Genomic DNA, 19,306 nt, shown 5'->3' on the forward strand with positions numbered 1-19,306 from the left:
CACGGGCGACGTTGCCCGTGCCTCCTACCAGTTTAGACGGCGGGCGTGTGGCTCGGATCGTTGGGCGGATAAGATTCCGGCGTGGCAACCCGGTTACGGCCGGCATTTTTCGCTTTGTATACCGCCAGGTCCGCCAGTTTGAGCAGGTCAGCCAGGCTATGGCCGGAACCGCCTGGGCAGGTCACCATGCCGATGCTGACGGTGATCTGCAGCGGATGCCCGGCCGGCATGAGGATAGACTCCGTTTCGATGCGTTGCCGCAGGCGTTCGGCCAATTGCCATCCTTGCTGCGGCTGGCCGAGCGTCGAGACGATGGCGAACTCTTCGCCGCCCATGCGGCCGAACAGATCGTTGACGTTCAGATCGGTGGCGATGGCGCGGGTAAACGCCATCAGCGCCTGATCGCCACCGTCGTGGCCGAAACGATCATTAATCGATTTGAAATAGTCGATGTCGAGCATCATGACGCACACCAGCTCGCCTTTCTGGTCGATCACCCGCTCGCCGCGCTGCATAAACGCATTGCGCGTCAACACGTGGGTCAGCGCATCGTGATTCGCCACGTGCTCCAACGTGCGCAGCAGCGCGTTGCGCGCATAGTTCATGCTGGCCACCGCGATGGGCCCCAGCGCCAGCAACGCGATGCCCAAGCGCATCGATACCGCGTTCTGCGGCACCTTCATGTCGAGCGTGGTGCTAAGCAACCCGAAATCGATCGCCAGATGGCACCACAGCACATAGGCCAGCACCGCGATCATAGTGCTGAAGAGCGAAAAGGACATCGCCAGCCACAGCAGCACCGGCATTGGAAAAATCACCGCGCCGGGGCCGCCGATCAGCACGCTGCAAACCGCCGCCAGCACCAGCAGCGCTAACACCACCAGTTTTTGCCCCGCAATCGGCCACTGGCTGCGCTGCGTCACCATGTTGCAGGACGCGCGCAGCCTATGCCGCCAATCGGCGGGAAACGCCAGAATGAACGGCATCAGCGTGACGTAGTTGGTAAATTCAGAAGAGAACCACAGCACCAGCGAGGTCAAATAGGGCCGGCCGAACAGCCACTGCGAGGCCCCCGCGCCCACAACGCCGGTAGCGGCAGCAGCGGCCAGGCAGATACCGAACAAATACATGCTGGAAGCGCCACGCTGCAGCGTACGCGCCGGCGGCGGCAGGCGCATGAACAACAGATACCCTACCACTACGCCGATCAGATTGGCGGCGTTCAGCAACAGCGCCTTTTCCAGCAAGCTGCCAGTCAGCAGATCCGCCGCCAGATACCCCAACACCGCCATGCTCCAACCGGCGCGCGTGGCCCACTGCGGGCGGCGCACCAGAACGGCCAGCAGTACGGCGTTTGCCGGCCAGAATACCGCCAAAAATCCGACGGGACGGCTCACGATGCCCAACAAGCAAACCGCGAACACCAACAAAAAAACGGTGAGTGCGGGCCAGATTTTACGGGTATCGGACAACGAAGTGGTTTGCATCTTGGATCCAGAGACTTGCGCCAGCATAAAGTGACCGTCTTTTCGTGTCACAACCATCGACGGTGAGGAGAGTATAAACGGCCGATCCGCCTATTATTGCCAGTTTTGCCGGCCCAGACACCTGTTTATTCATCTAGGAAAAATATATTTGTGTATCAATATATTGACGACACCACCCTTCTAACGCAGAAACTGCTGAATTGGGCGCCTCACTTTTAACATCCCGAGCTCCGGGTGGCCCGTTACCCGCAATAAACGCCGCCTTTTCCCTAAAAAGCAAAATAAGATTGGGCAATTCACCCCACGTCAAAGCGCCTTGCGGTACATCACAAAACCGGGGCGCTCTGCCACCCGATCATACAGCCGCATGGCGGTCTGGTTGGTTTCGTGGGTATTCCAGTAAACTCGCGGCAACCCCAACTGCTGCGCACGCTCATAGACCGCCGCGATCAGCGCCCTCGCCACCCCTTTGCCGCGCATCGCCTCCGCGGTAAACAGATCCTGCAGATAGCAATTTGGCTGAAGTTGAGAGGTGCTGCGGTGGAGGATATAGTGCGTCAACCCCACCACCTGGCCCTGATGTTCCGCGACCAGCGCAAACATCGGTTCGTAGGCGTCGAGAAAGCGTCGCCAGGTGGCCTGCGTCACGTCGTCCGGCAGCGCCGTTCCCCCCTCACGGCCGTAAAATGCGTTATACCCTTGCCACAGCGCCAGCCAGGCGGTGTAATCCCGCGCTTCCAGCGACCTGACCACGATGCTTTCGCTCATGATGTCCTCTTCGATGATGTCAAAATGCCCCGCCTCCAGCATAGAACAGCGAACGTCAGCGTGCAGGCGGCGGCATCACACCGGCGAGAAAATCCAGCCGCGCGCGGTTGAACAACACCGGCCACTGCAGCGGCACGAAGTGGCTGACGCCCGGCAGCGTAACCAGACGGGCGCCGGGGATGCTGTCGCTCAGGTAGGCGGCATGCCCTGCGCGGCAAAGTGGGTCAAATCGTCGTCGGTTTGCATCTTTCCCTCCTCGTTCGCCGCCGTTGTGCGCCGAAACGTTATCAAAGGAGTATAGATTGCACCGGTGAGCGGTGCCGTTCGCTTTCCCGACATATACTTAAGGGAGGAATCGCAATGGAGGACGGTGAGATGAAGAAGATAATTCTCGTGTTTTTGATGCTGATGCTGAGCGGTTGTATCGGCGGAGGCGGCGGCCCATCGAATGCGCCTTCGGCATCGCCGAATGAACCTTACACCTGCACCAAATCCAGCGCCAACAGCGACTGCTCGCAATCGGTGGAACCGTCGATGTACTAGCCACGTTCGGCGGGCCGTCACTTAACGGCCCGCCGCCTCAGGGCTGGATTAGGAGGAATGTTCCTCTTCGTTGGCCTGATACCGCGTCGCCTGCTGTTTCATAAACACCACTTCTTGCGGGCTGGACAGGCTCACTTCCTGCGCGCGCAGCAGCTTGAGGATATTGAACAGCAATTCGCTCTTGGTGGCGCCGACCATGCGCGGGCTCGGCACGTAGCCAGTCACGCTCAGGATAATACCGTCCGGCCCCAGCTGGCTAAAGCGCACATAAGGTGCCGGCGTCTCCAGAATGGTTTCGTACTCGTTATAGGCGCTGAGCAAGATATTGCGCACCTGCTCCGGATCGATCGAGGTCGGGAACGTCAGCGCGATGGTCACTACCCCTTGCGCGTTGCCCATGGTGGCGTTGCGCACGTTCTGCGAGATCAGCTGCGAGTTCGGTACGATCATGGTGGAACGGTCGCTGAGCTGGATTTCGGTGGCGCGCACGTTGATGCGCCGCACGTCGCCTTCCACGCCGCCGATGCCGATCATATCCCCGACCTTCACCGGGCGCTCGGTTAGCAGGATCAGGCCGGAAATAAAGTTCTTCACGATCTCCTGTAAACCGAAACCGATACCGACCGACAAGGCGCTGACGATCCACGCCAGGTTGCTCCACTGGATGCCGAGCGCCGCCAGGGTGATCAGAATCACCAGCACATAACCGATATTGCTGAACAGCGTCACCAGCGAGGCCCGGATGCCGACGTCCGAAATGGTTTTCGGCAGCAGCTCAGAGCCCAGCCAGCGCCGCACCGCGCGCAGAATGTAGATACCGATCGCCAGACAGATCACGGCGTTGAGCAGGTTGCCGGGCACGATGTTGAAACGCTGCAAGCCTTCGCCGGTCAGGATCGAGACGATTTTCTCCATCAGCGAGCCTGGCGTGGTGCTGCCGAACGAGCCGTTGAACAACGCGACGATCATCAACAGCAACAGCGAACATTTGGCCAGCGCGGTGGTGATGATCGCCACCTGCTCCAGATGGCGATCCTTGAAGCTGAGCGTTTTCTTCAGCATCTTGCCGCTGACGGTCTGCGGCGAAAACAGCGCGGCGCACAGGTCAGTGGCGAACAACACCATGAAGTAGAACGCCATCAGCACCAGCACCACCCAGATCAGCTGGTAGGTCAGGAAGCGGGCGAAGGCGATGTAACCCACAAGCAAGGAAAGCAGGATCACCACCGAACACACCAGGGTGACGATATGCACCAGCCCGCCGACCAGCGTGCGTTTTTCCAGGTGCGCGCCCTGCTGCTCCAGACGGCGACGAATGCGCTGGCCGCGCAGCGGCGCCGCCAGCAGCACCATGCCGATCAATCCCGCTACCAGGCCGTTGCCGAAGATGGTGGTGGCCAATGAGGCGCTGACGACGTTGTTGATCAGCTCAACGGTGCCGAACGCCAGCGCCAGACCGGCCAGCAGCGGCGAGAAGTAACGCAGCCCGGCGGCCACTTCATTGTCCAGCGAAGCCAAACGCCACGACGGACGATTCAGCGACAGCGCCGCACGCCCCAGCCCGGCGATCAGCGCGCAGAAAATCCCCAGACGGTTAAAGCCTTCGGCGAAGTCTTCCAGCATCACCGGCAGCGGCTGCACGCGGATAAAAACGTAATACAGCAAATTCAGCGCGATCGAGGTAGTGAACACCGTCACGGCCACGGTGATGATCGCCATAAAGCTGCGGCGCAGGCGCCCGTCCGGCAGGAAGCGAATGCTGACCCAGGCGAGGAAACGCTCGGACAAATAGCGCCCCCAGGACCAGACGATCACCGCCAGCGCCAGCAACGCCAGCGTGCCGTAACGCCATTCGTCCTGCCAACTGGCGTCCCAGGCCGCTTTCATCTCGGCGTTGAACTGGTCCAGCCGCTGCACGTCATCCGCTGACGGCTGCACCACCGGCGTCCAGAATTTGACGCCCAAAATGCTGCCGGTGTTCAGCGCCAGTTGGGTTTTAAACGCTACCCGGCGCAGATCGCTGATCTGCTGCCCCAGGTCGAAAGCGCTGGTCTTGATGGCCTGCGCGCGTTTTACCGCATCGTCCAGCTGCTTCTTGCTGCTGTTCAGCGCATTACGCTGCTGGGCGACAGCCGGGGTTTCCGGCAGCGCGCCGGCCGCCGGGGCCGGCCCCAGCACGTCCAGCTGTGCCTGCAGTTTTTCCTGCAGCGGCTGCAGATCGGCAGACAATTTATCCATGCTGGCGACCAGATCGTCGGTCGCCAGCCGCAGCTTGCTGAGCTGGGTGTCGGTGGTAGCCTTTGAAACCAGCTGCTTCATGCTGTCCAACTGCTTTTGCGCGGCTTTCAGCTGCGTAGCGGGATCGGGCGCGCTTTCGGCGGTGGGATCATCCTGGGGGGCGGCGACGGCGCCGAGCGGCGTCAGCTGCAAACCCAACAGCAATAACAACAACAGCAGGAACGAACGGGGCTTTAACATAAATTCAGTGCTCAGCATCATTATCTGATAGACAGACGAAAAGGCGGCGGATGAACCGTCGCTTAACCATAAACGCTAATTATAATAGCTGCTTAATGTCGGCCGAAATACAGTAATTATTCCCATTGTGTGCCACGCGCCCGTGCTCGCCTTAGCCTGCTGATTATTCAGGCGCTTTTACACTGGCGATACGGCATAAAGCGCTCTATACTCCAGCCACCGATTAACCTGCAACCAATAAAAGGAGACTTACTATGCTGACGTGTGAATTGGTTTTTCACTCACACTTCTTTGGTAATCGTCGCCGCTCAAGCATTACCGGTATCGCGCTGCGATAACCCAGCTTGAGCGAAGCTTACTAAAATCCAGGATCTTCCCTCCGGCTTACCGGGTTATCGTCAGCGATGTTTGACGATAGGCATTGTCATGCCTGTAACTCTTGAGTAAGCAATGAGCACATTACTGTCTGCACAATCTGTCGGTTACGACAACGCGTTCGGCGTCCTGCTGAGCGAGATTTCCTTCAGCCTGAAAAAAGGCGACCGCATCGGTTTGATCGGCGATAACGGCTGCGGCAAAAGCACCCTGCTGCAAATTCTCAGCGGCGACCTACCTGCGCACACCGGAACGGTGACATTGTCACACCAATGTCTGATGGCGCGCATCGAGCAGCACCTGCCGCCGGAGCTGCACGCCAGCACCCTGCTGGATGCGGTGCTGGCGCGGCTGCCTGCGGGCCAACACCTCAGTGAACGCTGGCGCTGTGAAGCGTTACTGGCCGAGCTGGGGTTTGAACCGGCGAGCTGGACGTTGACCGCCGGCACCCTCAGCGGCGGCCAGCATACGCGGCTGCTGTTGGCGCGCGCGTTGATCCGCCAACCCGATCTGCTGTTGCTCGACGAACCCAGCAACCACCTGGACCTGCCCACGCTGCTGTGGCTGGAACAGTTCTTGCGCAGCTGGGCCGGCAGCTTCGTGCTGGTGTCGCACGATCGCTACCTGCTCGATCAGGTGACTAACTGCACCTGGATCCTGCGCGACAAAACGGTGCAGTTCTTCCGTTTGCCCTGCTCTGCGGCGCGCACCGCGCTGGCGGAACAGGACGCCGCGGACGAACAGCGGCGCTACGCCGAGCAGAAAGAGATAGACCGGGTGGAAAAAAGCGCCAAACGCCTGGCGACCTGGGGCAAGGTCTACGACAACGAAGATCTGGCGCGCAAGGCCAAGCAAATGGAGAAGCGCGTCGATCGGTTGAAGGAAGAACAGACCACCCTGACCGCCGGCAGCCCGTGGCGGCTGCGGCTGCAGGGAGAAGCGCTGGACGCCGATCGCCTGCTGGCGCTGCCGCACTGGGCGGTGCGCCCGGCGCCGGATGCGCCGGTGCTGTTCAGCCTCGAACATCTGCGCGTGAAAAGCGGCGATCGCATCGCCATCGTCGGGCGCAACGGCTGCGGTAAATCGTCGCTGCTGCGCCTGTTGTGGCGTGAGTATCAGCAACAAACGGAGCGCCCGGCGCTGTTCCATCCGCGCGTGCGCATCGGCTATTACGATCAGAGCCTGCAACAGCTGCGCGATGAAGACACGTTGAGCGACGCGTTGGCGCAGTTTGCACCGCTGACCGAGGAACAGCGGAAACTGGCGCTGATCGGCGCCGGTTTTCCTTACCTGCGCCACCATCAGCAGATCCGTTCGCTGAGCGGTGGCGAGCGTTCGCGGCTGCTGTTCGTCGGTCTGACGCTGGCCAACCATTCGCTGCTGCTGCTGGACGAGCCCACCAACCACCTGGACATGGCGGGCAAAGAGGAGCTGGCGGAAACACTGCGCCAGTTCCCCGGCGCCGTCATGCTGGTTACCCACGACAGGATGCTGATCGAACAGAGCTGCAACCGCTTTTGGCTGATCGACCAGCAAAAACTGGAGGAGTGGCACGATCTGGCGCCGGTGTATCAGCGCCTGGCGGGCGAAGCGCCGGCACTGCCGACGGCGGACAGGGCTAATGCTGATGGCCCGACGCCGGACGATCGATTGGAAGGCGAAGAAGCGCTGTTGACCGCCCTGTTTGCCCTCGAAAGCAAATTGGAGGCCGACCAGGCGCGCAAGCCGAAGCACCAGAAACCGGAGCTTCAGGCGCGCTGGCGCCGCGAGATTGCCGACATCACCGCCCGGTTGCATCTGGGCTAACCTTGACAGGCCGCCATCCGGCGGCCTGTTTTTTGATGGAGTGCGACATGGCATTTTCCCTTGAGCAAGCCTCACTCTCGCAGCGGCCACTGCTGGCGGCCATGCTGTCCGATTGCCTTCGCGAGTTGGGCGCCGATGGAGATTACCCCTATCTGCCGCTCTACTGGCGCGAGGTCGGCCGCTACCCTTATTTGATGTTGAGCGATCGGCAAACCGCCGGTTTCGCGTTGGTCAGGCGTCTGGATAGCGCCACCGTCGAAATGGCGGAGTTCTACATCAAACCCGAATGGCGACGCAACGGGCTGGGACAACGGGCCGCTCATTCCTTGTTCGCGCAGCATCCCGGCGGTTGGTCGCTGTCGGTCAGCCAGGATAATCCGCGCGGGCTGGCGTTTTGGCGCTCGGTAATACCGGCCGAGGCCAAGACCGAACCGCTTTCAGCCCACGACGCCCTGATACTGCTACGTTTTTATTATCCGCCGCGTTGAACGACACATTACGTTCATTCTTTTATGGCAGAGTAAGTCGATTCATTCTTTGTTATCGAGCCTGCCATGCCGTTACTTTCCCCACAGGATATCGAAACGCGCTACCGCTTCGCGCGTGAGATCGCCCGCGCCGCCGCCGATCTCGCTTTCAGTTTTTATCAACGGCGGCAAAGCCTGGCGGTCGAGTTTAAACAGGGGCTGCAGGACGTGGTCAGCGAAGCCGACCGCCGCGTCGAAGCGCTGATCCGCCGCATGATCAATCGCCGGTTTCCCCAGGATGGCTTTCTCGGCGAAGAGAGCGGCAGCAGCGGCGAGCACGCCGCCTGCGTTTGGGTCGTCGATCCTATCGATGGCACCGCCTGCTTCCTGAACGGATTGCATACCTGGTGTATCGCGATAGGCGTGGTGATCGACGGCGAGCCGACGATCGGTGTGGTCTACGATCCCAACCACCGCGAGATGTTCCGCGCCTGCCGCGGCGGCGGCGCCTTCCTCAACGGGGAACCGATAGGCGTGCATGCCGGGCGCAGCGTTGCGGATGGCGTGATGGGCGTCGGGATATCATCGCGCGCCTCGGCGGCGGAATTCAGCGGCTTTCTCTGTCGCCTGCTGCAGGCGGGAGGAATGTTTGTGCGCAGCGGCTCCGGCGCGTTGATGACCGCCCAGGTGGCCGCCGGACGGCTGCTGGGCTATTACGAACCGCACATGAATGCCTGGGACAGTCTGCCTGGACTGGTGCTGACGCGCGAAGCCGGCGGCGTGGCGAATGACTTTATGCACAACAACGGGCTGCGGCGCGGCAACCCGCTGCTGCTGGCCAACGCGGTGCTCTATCCGCAGTTGGCCGCGCTGATTCAAATGCCGGGCTTGATCGGCTCGACGTGCCCTATCGCGCGCGTGATGGCCGGATAAAGCGCGCGCAGCCGCCGCTCGACCCGATCGACCGCATCGTGCGCGGCGGCGATGGTGACCACCGGCGACACGCGGCAGTGGAAGTTGACGATGATGCCGCCGTCGGTCTTGCGCGCACGGATGTTGTGTACGTCTTGCACATTCTCCCCCTGCTCCAGCGCCGATTGCAGGATACGGCGAATAGCGGCCAGCTCCACCGCATCGACATCCTCGCTGGTCAGCCAGTGCGGCGTCTGCGGCTCCAGGTGCGTCTCTATTTCAGTGTCTTCGCCGATCGCCTGGCGCAGGATCCCTTCTATCTCCGTGGCGATGTCATGCGCCTGCGCCACGCTGACGTGGGCCGGCACCGCCAAATCCATGCCGATCGCCATACGCGTCGGCAACTGCTGCAAGGTCACATTCTGCACCTGCGCGCCGTGGTTGGCGGCAATCGCCCGAATGCGCGTCGCCATGTCTTCGTCGCTGCGGGTCTGCGGCACCGCGATGACAGTGAATTCCGCCCTGGCGTACTGCTCCCGCAGCCGTTCGATGATTTCTCGCTTCAACGTATCGATGCGCTCCAGCGGCAAGGTGCGGCACACCGCCACCGTGATCTCGACAAACATTACGGCGCCGGCGTTGCGAATGCGCACGCTGTCGCAGGCCAGCACCGCCGGAAAGCTGTCCAGCGTGGCGCGAATCGCTTCGGTGGCTCCGGCGGGCGCAGTATCCATCAACGAGTCGAAGGAGCGTTTACCGAGCTTGATTGCGGCGACAAAGATAAAACCGGCGACGATCAGCGCGGCGATGGCGTCCGCACGGCCAAAGCCTAGCAGCACAAACACCATGCCCAGCAGCACCACGCCGGATGAAAGCATGTCGGAGAAGAAATGCAGCGCATCCGCCTCCAGCGCCGCGCTGTCGGTGGCTTTGGCGACGCGGTTGAGCGCCCGCACGCGGAAGAAATCGACGCAGATGGAGATCAGCAACACCGCGATCACCACCGGCGCCGCGACGATCTCATGCGGTTGCCCGAGCAGGCTGCTGCCCGCCTCATAGACAATCCAACCGGCGGCGCCCAGCAACAACAGCACTTCGAACAGCGCCGCCAGGTTTTCCACTTTGCCGTGGCCGAAGTGGTGATCGTCATCGGCGGGTTTATCGCTGATGCGCACCGCCAGCCAAGTGATGCTGGTGGCGATAAAATCGGTGAAAGAGTGGATCCCTTCGGATATCAGGCCAATACTGCCGGTAAAAATGCCGGCGACGAATTTGCCCGTGGCCAGCACCCCGCTGGCAATCATCGAGTTTCTGGCCACGGCCTGTTTTTCATTCTGCATGATGCTGCTCACATTCAGACGGTGATTTATTTTTTTACTTTAGCGGATAATTGCCAGACAAAGGCGATCAGCAGCATACTGCCAGAGAATGTCAGCATGAGGCTAGTAAGAAAATTGGATTTTCCGGTGGAATAAAAATAAATCTCATTAACGCCCACCGAGATCATTAAAATGGCGTAGAGCAATCCCAAAATAAGAATCGTCATTATTATCAACTCCCGTATCAGGCCGCGCGTTCAGCGCGCCACTAAATCCTCCCCATAATAAATAGCGGTTACGGGGAGGATGCATCTAGGCGGATCTTTAGCGTTCATCAATCATCCCATTTGGTGCTCATATAGGCCGCCAACAGGCCCAGCGAGCTGATCATTGCCAGGAATCCCATAAAAATAGTCATGTTTCCCATTATTTTGTCCTCAGGTTAAATGTTATCGATAAAAGCCCCTTGCGTTAAATATCGGGGTTGGTCGGTATCCATGGTTTTTTAACGTCCTCCTCTTTTTGGCAACATTCCCGCGCTTTCAAGCGCGGGACCCGTTTAAATTCCCAGGACGTGCTGGGCGATTTTGAAATAAATAATCAGGCCGGTGCCGTCGATAAAGGTGGCGATAAACGGCGCCGACACCACCGCCGGATCGATACCGAGCCGTTTCAGCAGCATCGGAATGATCGACGAAACAATGGCGCTCCACACGGTGATCGCCACCAGCGACAGGCTGACCACCAGCGTCACCTCCATGCCGACGCCCATGATCCAGGCGCGCACCCAGGCCGCCAGACCGATGGTGACGGCGATCAGCAGCGAGGTCGTGACCTCTTTGCGGATCACCGCGCCCAGATTGCGCAGGCTGACCTCGCCCAGCGCCATAGCACGCACCAGCGTCGAGGTGATCTGGGTGCCGCTGTTGCCGCCGGTGCCGATCAGCAACGGGATGAAGAACGCCAGCGCAATCGCCGCTTCGAGCTGATCTTCAAACGCTTTCAGCACGTTGCCGGTGTAAGCTTCGGCCACGAACAACATCAGCAGCCACACCGAGCGTTTGCGCCACAGCGCCCACGGGCTGGTCTCCAGATAAGGCTTGTCCAGCGGCAGGCTCGCGCCCTGACGCTGCGCGTCTTCGGTGTTTTCATCTTCGACCAGCCGAGCGATCTCGCGCTCGCCCAGCACGCCGACCAGCGTGTTGTTCGCCACGACCGGCACCACGTCCAAACCGCCTTTGCCCAGCAGATGCGCCACGTCATTGCGATCGTCGTCGGGTGAAACCTGGAAATAGCTGTAATCCATCATTACGCCGACCGCTTTATCCTCATCGTCGCACTGCAGCAGTTTTTTCACCGACAGCGTGCCGCGCAAATGATAGTCGTCCGCGGTAATAAAGACCCGGGTGGGAATTTCGTCCGTTTTTAGCTGCGAAAGTAAATATTCCCGGGCATGCGTGACCGTCATCGTCGCGGGAACGGTAATAAAATCGGCGTTCATATAACCGGCAACTGAAGTTTCATCGAGAGTTTCAGTCGCGCGCAGCGCCGGAGAAGAAGAGTATTGATGTGACTTGATCATTTTGTCAGTCCCTATTTCTGTTGTGAACTTCAACAGCGAATCGCATAGGGGCGTAACCACAGAGGGAGTGCAGACTGCCTATCTCCGCGTCCAGGTTTTAGCACTATACAACGTATCCGAATTGTTGCTCGGAAGTTACTTTGGGCTGAACCTTAATCCGATAAAGCCTGTCTTAACCTTGGGCATCTCTCGATGTCGTCAGATCAGTAACCTGTGTTTGTATAGGAGCCTCGCCAAACGAGATACTGCATATAAACTACCGGCGCAGTATAGGCGTTGTTTTATCCGGCGGGAAGAAAAGATTGCCCGTCGTTTATGGAGTATTTAGGATAATTTTATTAAATGTGAATCTATAAAAACGGCTGATATAAATCAGCCGTTTTTTTATTTCTCAGTGCGCGAGAATGTAGACGTTTTTATCGTATAGCGCGCCCTGACGGGTAAAGTCGATCCCCTTCACGTAAGGTTTGACCAGCGTGGCGTTGGCTTCGTAGTACACCGGCGCGACCGGCGTATCGACGGCCAGCACCGCCTCGGCCTGCTGGAAATACTGCTGCACCTGCTGCGGTGTCGGCGCCGCCGTCGCCTGATGCAGAATGCGGTCGTACTCCGGATTGCGGTATTTGGGGCTGTTTTCGCTGCTGTCGGAACGGAACACGTTCAGGAAAGTAGACGGATCGTTGTAATCCGCCAGCCATCGAGTAAAGGCCACGCCGTACTGCCCGCGGTTGATATTATCCAGCGTCACTTTACGCTCCTGGCTTTGCAAGGTGGCCTCTACCCCGAGGTTCTTTTTCCACATGGCGGCGGCGGCAATGACGATCTTCTTGATGGTGGCGTCGTTACTGTACAGCACGGTAAAGCGCAGCGGATGCTCGGCGTTGAAACCGGCCTGCGCCAGCAGTTGCTTCGCCTGGGCGTGCCGTTGTTCCGGCGTCCAGCCGGCCGCGGCGCCGGGCTGCAGGCGATAGCCGCCCGCCCCCGTTGGGGTAAAGGTCCAGGCCGGCTGCTGGCCATATCCCAGCACCTTGCCGGCGATGATCTCTTTATCCAGCGCCAGATTCAGCGCCTGACGCACCCGCACGTCGTTGAACGGCGCCTGGCGGTTGTTGAAGGCGAAATAGCTGGTGGAGAGCAGCGGATAGGTCACCAGCTGTTGCTCACCGAGCGTTTTTTTCAGCTGCTGATACAGCTCCGGCGGCGTGGTATACCCCAATTCCACCTCGCCGGCGCGAAAACGCGCCACTTCCGGGAATCCCTGTATCGGCAAGAACGTCACCTTGTTGAGCACGGTGTTGGCGTTGTCCCAATACTGCGGATTGCGTTCCACCACCACCTTTTCGTTCACCACCCACTGGCTGAGGCGGAACGCGCCGTTGCCGACAAAATGCGCCGGTTGAGTCCAGTTTTTGCCGTACTGCTCCACCACCTTGCGGTTAACCGGCAAGACCGGAAAATGCACCAGTTGTTTGAGCAGATAGGAGTTGGGCTCCGACAGCGTCACCTGCAGGGTGTGCGCATCCAGCGCCTTGACGCCCAGCTCGCTCGGTGGCTTGCTGCCGGCGTTGATCGCCGCCGCGTTCAGCACGTAGGCCGAAGCCAGATAGCTGCCGTACGGCGACGCGGTTTTCGGATCGGTGAGACGCTGCCAACTGTAGACGAAATCGTCGGCGGTGACCGGATCGCCGTTCGACCACTTGGCCTGCGGCCGCAGATGGAAAGTCCAGACGTTGCCCTGGTGCTCCCACTTCTGTGCCAGCGCCGGGATCACTTCGCCGTCTTTTCCGACGCGCAGCAAGCCTTCGAACAGATCGTTGAAGATGTAGAACTCCACATTGCTCTCGGCCAGGTTTGGATCCAGCGTCGCCGGTTCATACCCGTTGGCGCGCACCAGTTCTTGCGCCGCCGCCAGTTTAGCGCCCGCCGGCACCTCGGCCGCCTGTGCGACCGTCGCGTTAAAAGCCAGGATGATTAAACCAGCCAATTTCTTGCCATTGAATGAATATTTCACGTCGATATCCCTGATGAGTGTTTTATCGCGTTCAATATGCAATGAGGCAGTGGAATAAATTAAATCATTAATCGCTATGAGTCATAACCAAAAGCGGTGTTGAATTTCTTTCATTATCAACGAAATAGTGGCGAAAGAACGGAGGTAAACAAGAAAAGAGGCCGGGCTGCCCCCGGCCTCCTCAGCGGCAAACCTTGTCGCGGCGCGGCTTTTTCGGCGCCAGCAGATACTCCACCACGCTTTCGTCAACGCAGCTGTCGATGCCGTTCAGCGCCAGCGTATGTCCGTCGCGTTCGCGGGTGATCAGCGGGCTTTTAAAGGCGGCGGCCATCACCTGGGCGTTGCGGTACGGCGTGGTCGGATCGTAGCGCTGGGCGACGAACAGCAGCGGCGGCAGCGCGGCGGACGCCACCGGGGTGTGCGGCCGATCTTTGCCGCGGTACGGCCATAGATCGCACATTTCCAGCGGATACTCGTGTAGCGGCAGGTAGTGAGCGTACAAAGCGGCGGTATTGATCTCCTGCCGCTGCCTGCGCAACTGCTGCGGATCGGCCGTCGGGTTGGCGACGTCGGCGCAAGTGATGACGTTCAGGGCATCATCGGCATCCGGCGAATAGCTTTCGTCAATCAGATCGGAAACCTGCTGCCCGGCGATGCCGGCATCGAGTTGACGCAGCACGGTCGCCAGCTCATGCCAGCGCTCCGGCCACAGCAGCAGCGAACGCGTGACCGTCAGCACATCGTCGGCGGAGATTTCATAGCCCGCGGCGGTAACGAACGGTTGATCGTGCAGCTTGCGCAGTAAGGCATGATAGCGCTGCAGCGCCTGATTAGCGCCGCCGCCCAGCTGGCAGCTGTCGGTTTTGCCGCAGTAGGCGGCGAAGCGCAGGAAGCTTTGCTGGAAGCCCCGCTCCTGGTTCATGCGCTGGGTGAAATCGTCCTCCGCCAGATCCACCACCCCGTCCAGCACCAGCGCGCGCGTCTTCTTCGGAAAACGTTCGGCATACAGCGCCGCCACCTTGGTGCCGTAAGAGTATGCCACCGCCGTCAGCCCCGGTTCGCCCAGCGCGTGGCGGATTGCGTTCAGATCGTTGACCGCCTCGTCGGTGCCGATGTGTTGCAACACGTCCGCGCCGGTCTGTTTGATGCAGGCGGCAATCAGGGTGCGCGTCTGATTCTCCGCGCCGGCCACGTCGTTATCGTCCGGCGTCGGGGTTTCGTCGCCTTCGGCCAGCTGGCAGGAGATTTTCGGCGTCGACTGACCGACGCCGCGCGGATCGTAACCGATGATGTCGTAGGATTTTCGCAGCTTGGCGACGTGGGCGTCGTTGCCCAGATAGGGGTTGATGCCCGGCAGGCCTGGGCCCCCGCTGATCATTACTACGCTGCCCTTTTTCGGCCCGGTGGCGGGCTGCAGGGTCAGTGCCAGACGCACGGTCTGTTCGCCCGCCTGCGCCGCATGGGCGGGCGGCGTGGCGTAGGCTAACGGCACCTCGAGGTAACCGCAGCGCAGCCCCGGCGGTGGCGCCTCATCGAACCAGCGCTGAAAACCGCTGTTGAGACAAGATTGCCAACGAATGCCGTTCTCGACCGCCATGCCGTGAGCCGCCGGCTTGGCCAGGGCGGGCAACGCGGCGGCGGTCGCGGCGAACAGCGCCAGAATACGCAGTACTGACATGGGGAGTCCTTTCAACTCAACGAATCGGTCAAAGGGTAAAAGGGTAAAGATACTCGGTTAAACCGCTAGCCAATAGAACATAAAAAAACGCGCGGGTGAAGCCGACGCCGTGCGTATGGAAAGACTTTTCTTTGCTCAGATTGATCTTATAACGCACAGAATGCTGCAAAAAATGCCATTCACCTGCTAGGCTTAGTGTTCGTTAACCCACAAGGAACAGGAGAGCAGCATGTTTGGTAAAGCGGAAGACAAAGCCAATGAAGCCGCAGGCGCGGTACAAGAAGCGTTCGGCAAAGCCGTTGATTCGCCGGAGCATCAGGTGCGCGGCGCGGCGCGCAAATACGCCTCCCAGGCCAGCTATGCCGCCCGTGACGCAGCGGACAGCGTAAGAACGCAGGTGGAAGCCAACCCGCTGGCCGGCGTAGCCGTTGCGGCAGCGGTCGGCATCGTTTTCGGCTTCCTGCTGGGCCGCAAATAAGCGGCGAATGCGCCCTACGACAACAGGCCCGTTACGGGCCTTTTTTTTCGCCCTTTTCTGCACCGGCGCCGTTATGCGCGCAAACTTTCATCTATCACAGCCATCGCTTAAAAAAACTAACGCCTTCAACTACGATTAGTTTGTGACCAGAGCGAGGCTCTGCAATCCGGCGGATAACCCTATGAGGATTATCATCATTATCCATGCTGTTTAAGCCGCTCTCCTTCATGCGGCTAAGAAAGGTTAATTATGGCTCGCACCACCCCTATCGAACGTTACCGCAATATCGGCATCTCCGCGCATATCGATGCCGGCAAGACCACCACCACCGAGCGGATTCTGTTTTACACCGGGGTCAGCCACAAGCTGGGTGAAGTGCATGACGGCGCGGCGACCATGGACTGGATGGCGCAGGAACAAGAGCGTGGCATCACCATCACCTCGGCGGCCACCACCTGCTTCTGGAACGGCATGCAGCATAATTATCCGCAGCATCGCATCAATATCATCGACACCCCCGGGCACGTCGATTTCACCATTGAAGTGGAGCGTTCGATGCGCGTGCTGGACGGCGCCGTGATGGTCTATGACTCGGTGGGCGGCGTGCAGCCGCAGTCGGAAACCGTCTGGCGCCAGGCCAACAAGTACAAAGTGCCGCGGCTGGCGTTCGTCAACAAGATGGACCGCATCGGCGCGGATTTTTTCCGCGTGCGCAAAATGATGATCGAGCGCCTGAAAGCCAACCCGGTGCCTATCGTTATCCCTATCGGCGCCGAAGATCACTTCAGCGGCGTGGTGGATCTGGTGCGGATGAAAGCCATTCTGTGGGACGAGGCCTCGCAGGGCATGAACTTCAGCTTCGAAGAGATCCCGGCAGAGCTGCGCGACTCGGCACAGGAGTGGCGTGAAAACATGATTGAGGCCGCCGCCGAAGCGTCGGAAGAACTGATGGAGAAATACCTCAACCAGGTGCCGCTGAGCGAAGAGGAGATCGTTCACGGGCTGCGGGTGCGCACCGTCGCCGGCGAAATCCAGCCGATGCTGTGCGGGTCGGCGTTCCGCAACAAAGGGGTGCAGCGCATGCTGGACGCGGTAATTGAACTGATGCCCTCGCCGCTCGACGTGCCGCCGATGGAAGGCCACGGTGAACATGATGAAATCATCACTCGCAAAGCCGACGACAACGAAAAATTCTCGGCGCTGGCGTTCAAACTGATGACCGATCCGTTCGTCGGCCAACTCACCTTCGTGCGCGTCTACTCCGGGGTGCTGGCCAAAGGCAGCAGCGTTTACAACCCAATCAAGGGCAAAAAGGAGCGCATCGGCCGCATCGTGCAGATGCACGCCAACGATCGTAAGGACATCGACGAACTGCACGCCGGCGACATCGCCGCCTGCGTCGGCCTGAAGGACGTCACCACCGGCGATACGCTGTGCGACCCTGGCGCCATCATCACGCTGGAGCGCATGACCTTCCCCGAGCCGGTGATAGCCCAAGCGATCGAGCCGAAGACCAAGGGCGACCAGGAGAAAATGGGCATTGCGCTGCAGCGGCTCTCTTCGGAAGATCCGTCGTTCCGCGTGCGCACCGATGAAGAATCCGGCCAGACCATTATCTACGGCATGGGCGAGCTGCACCTGGAGATCATCGTCGATCGCATGCGCCGCGAGTTCGGGGTGGAGACTACCACCGGCAAGCCGCAGGTGTCGTACCGCGAAACCATCCGCAAACGGGTAACCGACGTGGAAGGCAAGTTCGTGCGCCAGTCCGGCGGTAAAGGGCAATACGGCCACGTGGTGCTGACCGTCGAACCCAACGACCCCGGCAAAGGCTTCGAATTCTTCGATGAGATCAAGGGCGGCGTCATTCCGGGCGAATTTATCCCGGCGGTGAAAAAAGGCGTGCTCGAGGCGCTCAATAACGGCGTGCTGGCCGGTTATCAGGTGGTGGACGTCAAGGTACACCTGACCTTCGGTTCTTACCATGACGTCGACTCGTCGGAACAGGCGTTCCGCATGGCGGCGATCTTCGGCTTCAAGGAGGCCTGCCGCCTGGCGGATCCGGTGATCCTTGAGCCGATCATGTCGGTAGAAGTGGAAACGCCGGAAGATTACGCCGGCAACGTGATGGGCGACCTCTCCTCACGCCGCGGTCTGGTGCAAGGCATGGAAGAGATCCCGGGCGGCGGCGGCAAGGAAATTCGCGCCAAGGTGCCGCTGTCCGAGATGTTCGGCTACTCGACGACCCTGCGATCGATGTCGCAGGGCCGCGCCACCTACACCATGGAGTTCAGCCACTACGCCGAAGCGCCGCGCAACGTGGCCGAAGAGATCATTCACCACAGCAAGCGTTAACCCCCATGCCCGCCTTCGCGGCGGGCGTCACCCCAGCTTGTCCTCCAACGCCACCACCACCGGCTGCGGCTTGATACGCATGGCATACACCACGCCGGCGATCAGGCAGACGATGCCGGCCAATGTCAGCAGCGGCGGCCAGGCCTGGCGCAGCAGAAAGGTATAGGCCAACCCCGCCAGAATTTCGAACACGATAAGCGGCCCCACCAACACCGTCGGCAGCCGCTGGCTGGCTTCGTTCCAGCACAGCGCCCCCAGCCAGGAGCAGAACACGCCGATAACCAGCATCAGGGGGATAAATACCTCGGGGCGCGGGCCGAACGGCAAGGCAAACGCCGGTTCGCTCAGCGCCAATTGGCCGCAGACCGCCAGATAGCCCAGCAGCGCCAGCGGCAGCGTCACCAGCCCCTGCGCCGTGGCCCAGGTGGCCGGCCGCTGCGTCGGGTTCTCCCGCAGCCAACGCGAATTGCGCAGCGGGAACCAGGTCCAGCACGCCACCGCCAACGCGGCCAGCCCAAGGCCGCTGAGATAGCGCCAGCCGTCGATCGGCAGCGCGTTGCCGCGCAGTTCGGCGATGTTTACGCACGCTAACCCGCAGACGATCAGCAGCAGCGCCGGCGCCAGCTTGCTCCAGGCCAGGCGCCCGTCGTGCCGGCCGTAAAACAGATTGGCGCAGATGGCGATCACCACCGGCAAGGTGCCGATGATCATGGTCGATACCGGTGCGCCGGTACGCTGAATGGCGCTGGCAAGGCACAGGTAGTACAGCAGATTGCCGATGGCCGTCAGCTTGAGCGCTTCCAGCCAATCCTGGCGCCGCAGCTTGCGCAGGCGGCGGCGATCGAACCACGCCAGCGGCAAGGTGATCAGCCCGAAGGCCAGATAGCGCCCGGTGGACTGCAGCGCGGCGGGATAATCCGGCACCAGCAGCGGGCCGACGAAAATCAGTCCCCACATCAGCCCGGCGGCCAGGGCAAACACAACGCCAATGAACATAACGACTCCGACAAACGGCCGGCGCGGCCAACCCGCCCGACAAGACAGCGG

16 protein-coding genes and 1 riboswitch are annotated in these 19,306 nt (G+C 60.3%); of the genes, 6 read left to right on the top strand and 10 right to left on the bottom strand.

What is annotated here, in order from left to right:
* Positions 1–32: 32 nt before the first annotated feature.
* Positions 33–1,487 (bottom strand): GGDEF domain-containing protein, encoded by a 1,455-nt coding sequence (locus ACJ8IL_RS00830; RefSeq protein ID WP_060433117.1) that lies wholly within the window; start codon positions 1,485–1,487, stop codon positions 33–35.
* Positions 1,488–1,793: 306 nt separating this feature from the next.
* Positions 1,794–2,255: a GNAT family N-acetyltransferase gene (locus tag ACJ8IL_RS00835; RefSeq protein ID WP_147823830.1), complete on the bottom strand. Its 462-nt coding sequence runs from the start codon at positions 2,253–2,255 to the stop codon at positions 1,794–1,796.
* 375 nt (positions 2,256–2,630) lie between these two features.
* On the opposite strand from ACJ8IL_RS00835, the gene ACJ8IL_RS00840 reads away from it, so the two are divergent.
* Positions 2,631–2,798: a hypothetical protein gene (locus ACJ8IL_RS00840; RefSeq protein ID WP_164550866.1), complete on the top strand. Its 168-nt coding sequence runs from the start codon at positions 2,631–2,633 to the stop codon at positions 2,796–2,798.
* Positions 2,799–2,846: 48 nt separating this feature from the next.
* Here ACJ8IL_RS00840 and ACJ8IL_RS00845 read toward each other — a convergent pair whose 3' ends face one another.
* On the bottom strand, positions 2,847–5,276 hold the full coding sequence (locus ACJ8IL_RS00845) for a DUF3772 domain-containing protein (RefSeq protein ID WP_065424061.1): 2,430 nt from the start codon (positions 5,274–5,276) through the stop codon (positions 2,847–2,849).
* Positions 5,277–5,726: 450 nt separating this feature from the next.
* On the opposite strand from ACJ8IL_RS00845, the gene ACJ8IL_RS00850 reads away from it, so the two are divergent.
* The 3 genes from ACJ8IL_RS00850 (at position 5,727) to ACJ8IL_RS00860 (ending at position 8,857) form a co-directional block, all read left to right on the top strand.
* Entirely contained in the window at positions 5,727–7,457 is a 1,731-nt protein-coding gene (locus ACJ8IL_RS00850; RefSeq protein WP_442516296.1) for an ABC-F family ATP-binding cassette domain-containing protein, read from the top strand.
* Between the two features lie 47 nt (positions 7,458–7,504).
* Complete coding sequence (locus ACJ8IL_RS00855; RefSeq protein WP_308369708.1) at positions 7,505–7,945, top strand: GNAT family N-acetyltransferase; 441 nt, start codon at positions 7,505–7,507, stop codon at positions 7,943–7,945.
* Between the two features lie 66 nt (positions 7,946–8,011).
* Entirely contained in the window at positions 8,012–8,857 is an 846-nt protein-coding gene (locus tag ACJ8IL_RS00860; RefSeq protein WP_261424612.1) for an inositol monophosphatase family protein, read from the top strand.
* Here the strand turns inward: ACJ8IL_RS00860 and ACJ8IL_RS00865 are convergent.
* From ACJ8IL_RS00865 to ACJ8IL_RS00890, 6 genes are all read right to left on the bottom strand, one after another.
* A complete protein-coding gene (locus tag ACJ8IL_RS00865) occupies positions 8,800–10,176 on the bottom strand; it encodes a cation diffusion facilitator family transporter (protein ID WP_060433122.1) in 1,377 nt (458 codons plus the stop codon). The genes ACJ8IL_RS00860 and ACJ8IL_RS00865 overlap by 58 nt on opposite strands.
* A 26-nt stretch (positions 10,177–10,202) precedes the next feature.
* A complete protein-coding gene (locus tag ACJ8IL_RS00870; protein ID WP_025302915.1) occupies positions 10,203–10,382 on the bottom strand; it encodes a hypothetical protein in 180 nt (59 codons plus the stop codon).
* Between the two features lie 107 nt (positions 10,383–10,489).
* The gene (mgtS, locus tag ACJ8IL_RS00875) at positions 10,490–10,582 is read right to left on the bottom strand and encodes a protein MgtS (RefSeq protein WP_004938109.1); all 93 of its coding nucleotides are present in this window, start codon (positions 10,580–10,582) and stop codon (positions 10,490–10,492) included.
* 132 nt (positions 10,583–10,714) lie between these two features.
* Complete coding sequence (locus ACJ8IL_RS00880) at positions 10,715–11,737, bottom strand: magnesium transporter (RefSeq protein ID WP_025302916.1); 1,023 nt, start codon at positions 11,735–11,737, stop codon at positions 10,715–10,717.
* Positions 11,738–11,812: 75 nt separating this feature from the next.
* A riboswitch (M-box (ykoK) riboswitch) is annotated at positions 11,813–11,986 on the bottom strand.
* A gap of 142 nt (positions 11,987–12,128) precedes the next feature.
* Positions 12,129–13,748 (bottom strand): ABC transporter substrate-binding protein, encoded by a 1,620-nt coding sequence (locus ACJ8IL_RS00885; protein ID WP_043143549.1) that lies wholly within the window; start codon positions 13,746–13,748, stop codon positions 12,129–12,131.
* A gap of 181 nt (positions 13,749–13,929) precedes the next feature.
* A complete protein-coding gene (locus tag ACJ8IL_RS00890) occupies positions 13,930–15,426 on the bottom strand; it encodes an alpha/beta hydrolase (RefSeq protein WP_025302921.1) in 1,497 nt (498 codons plus the stop codon).
* A gap of 229 nt (positions 15,427–15,655) precedes the next feature.
* Between ACJ8IL_RS00890 and ACJ8IL_RS00895 the strand changes: the two genes are divergently transcribed.
* Both ACJ8IL_RS00895 and fusA read left to right on the top strand, forming a co-directional pair.
* On the top strand, positions 15,656–15,904 hold the full coding sequence (locus ACJ8IL_RS00895; RefSeq protein ID WP_016927634.1) for a CsbD family protein: 249 nt from the start codon (positions 15,656–15,658) through the stop codon (positions 15,902–15,904).
* Between the two features lie 249 nt (positions 15,905–16,153).
* Complete coding sequence (gene fusA, locus ACJ8IL_RS00900; RefSeq protein ID WP_025302922.1) at positions 16,154–18,259, top strand: elongation factor G; 2,106 nt, start codon at positions 16,154–16,156, stop codon at positions 18,257–18,259.
* Positions 18,260–18,286: 27 nt separating this feature from the next.
* Here fusA and ACJ8IL_RS00905 read toward each other — a convergent pair whose 3' ends face one another.
* Positions 18,287–19,255: a DMT family transporter gene (locus ACJ8IL_RS00905; RefSeq protein WP_147823836.1), complete on the bottom strand. Its 969-nt coding sequence runs from the start codon at positions 19,253–19,255 to the stop codon at positions 18,287–18,289.
* Positions 19,256–19,306 lie beyond the last annotated feature (51 nt).

Source organism: Serratia sp. CY47444, assembly GCF_052168635.1.
GTDB lineage: Bacteria > Pseudomonadota > Gammaproteobacteria > Enterobacterales > Enterobacteriaceae > Serratia > Serratia bockelmannii.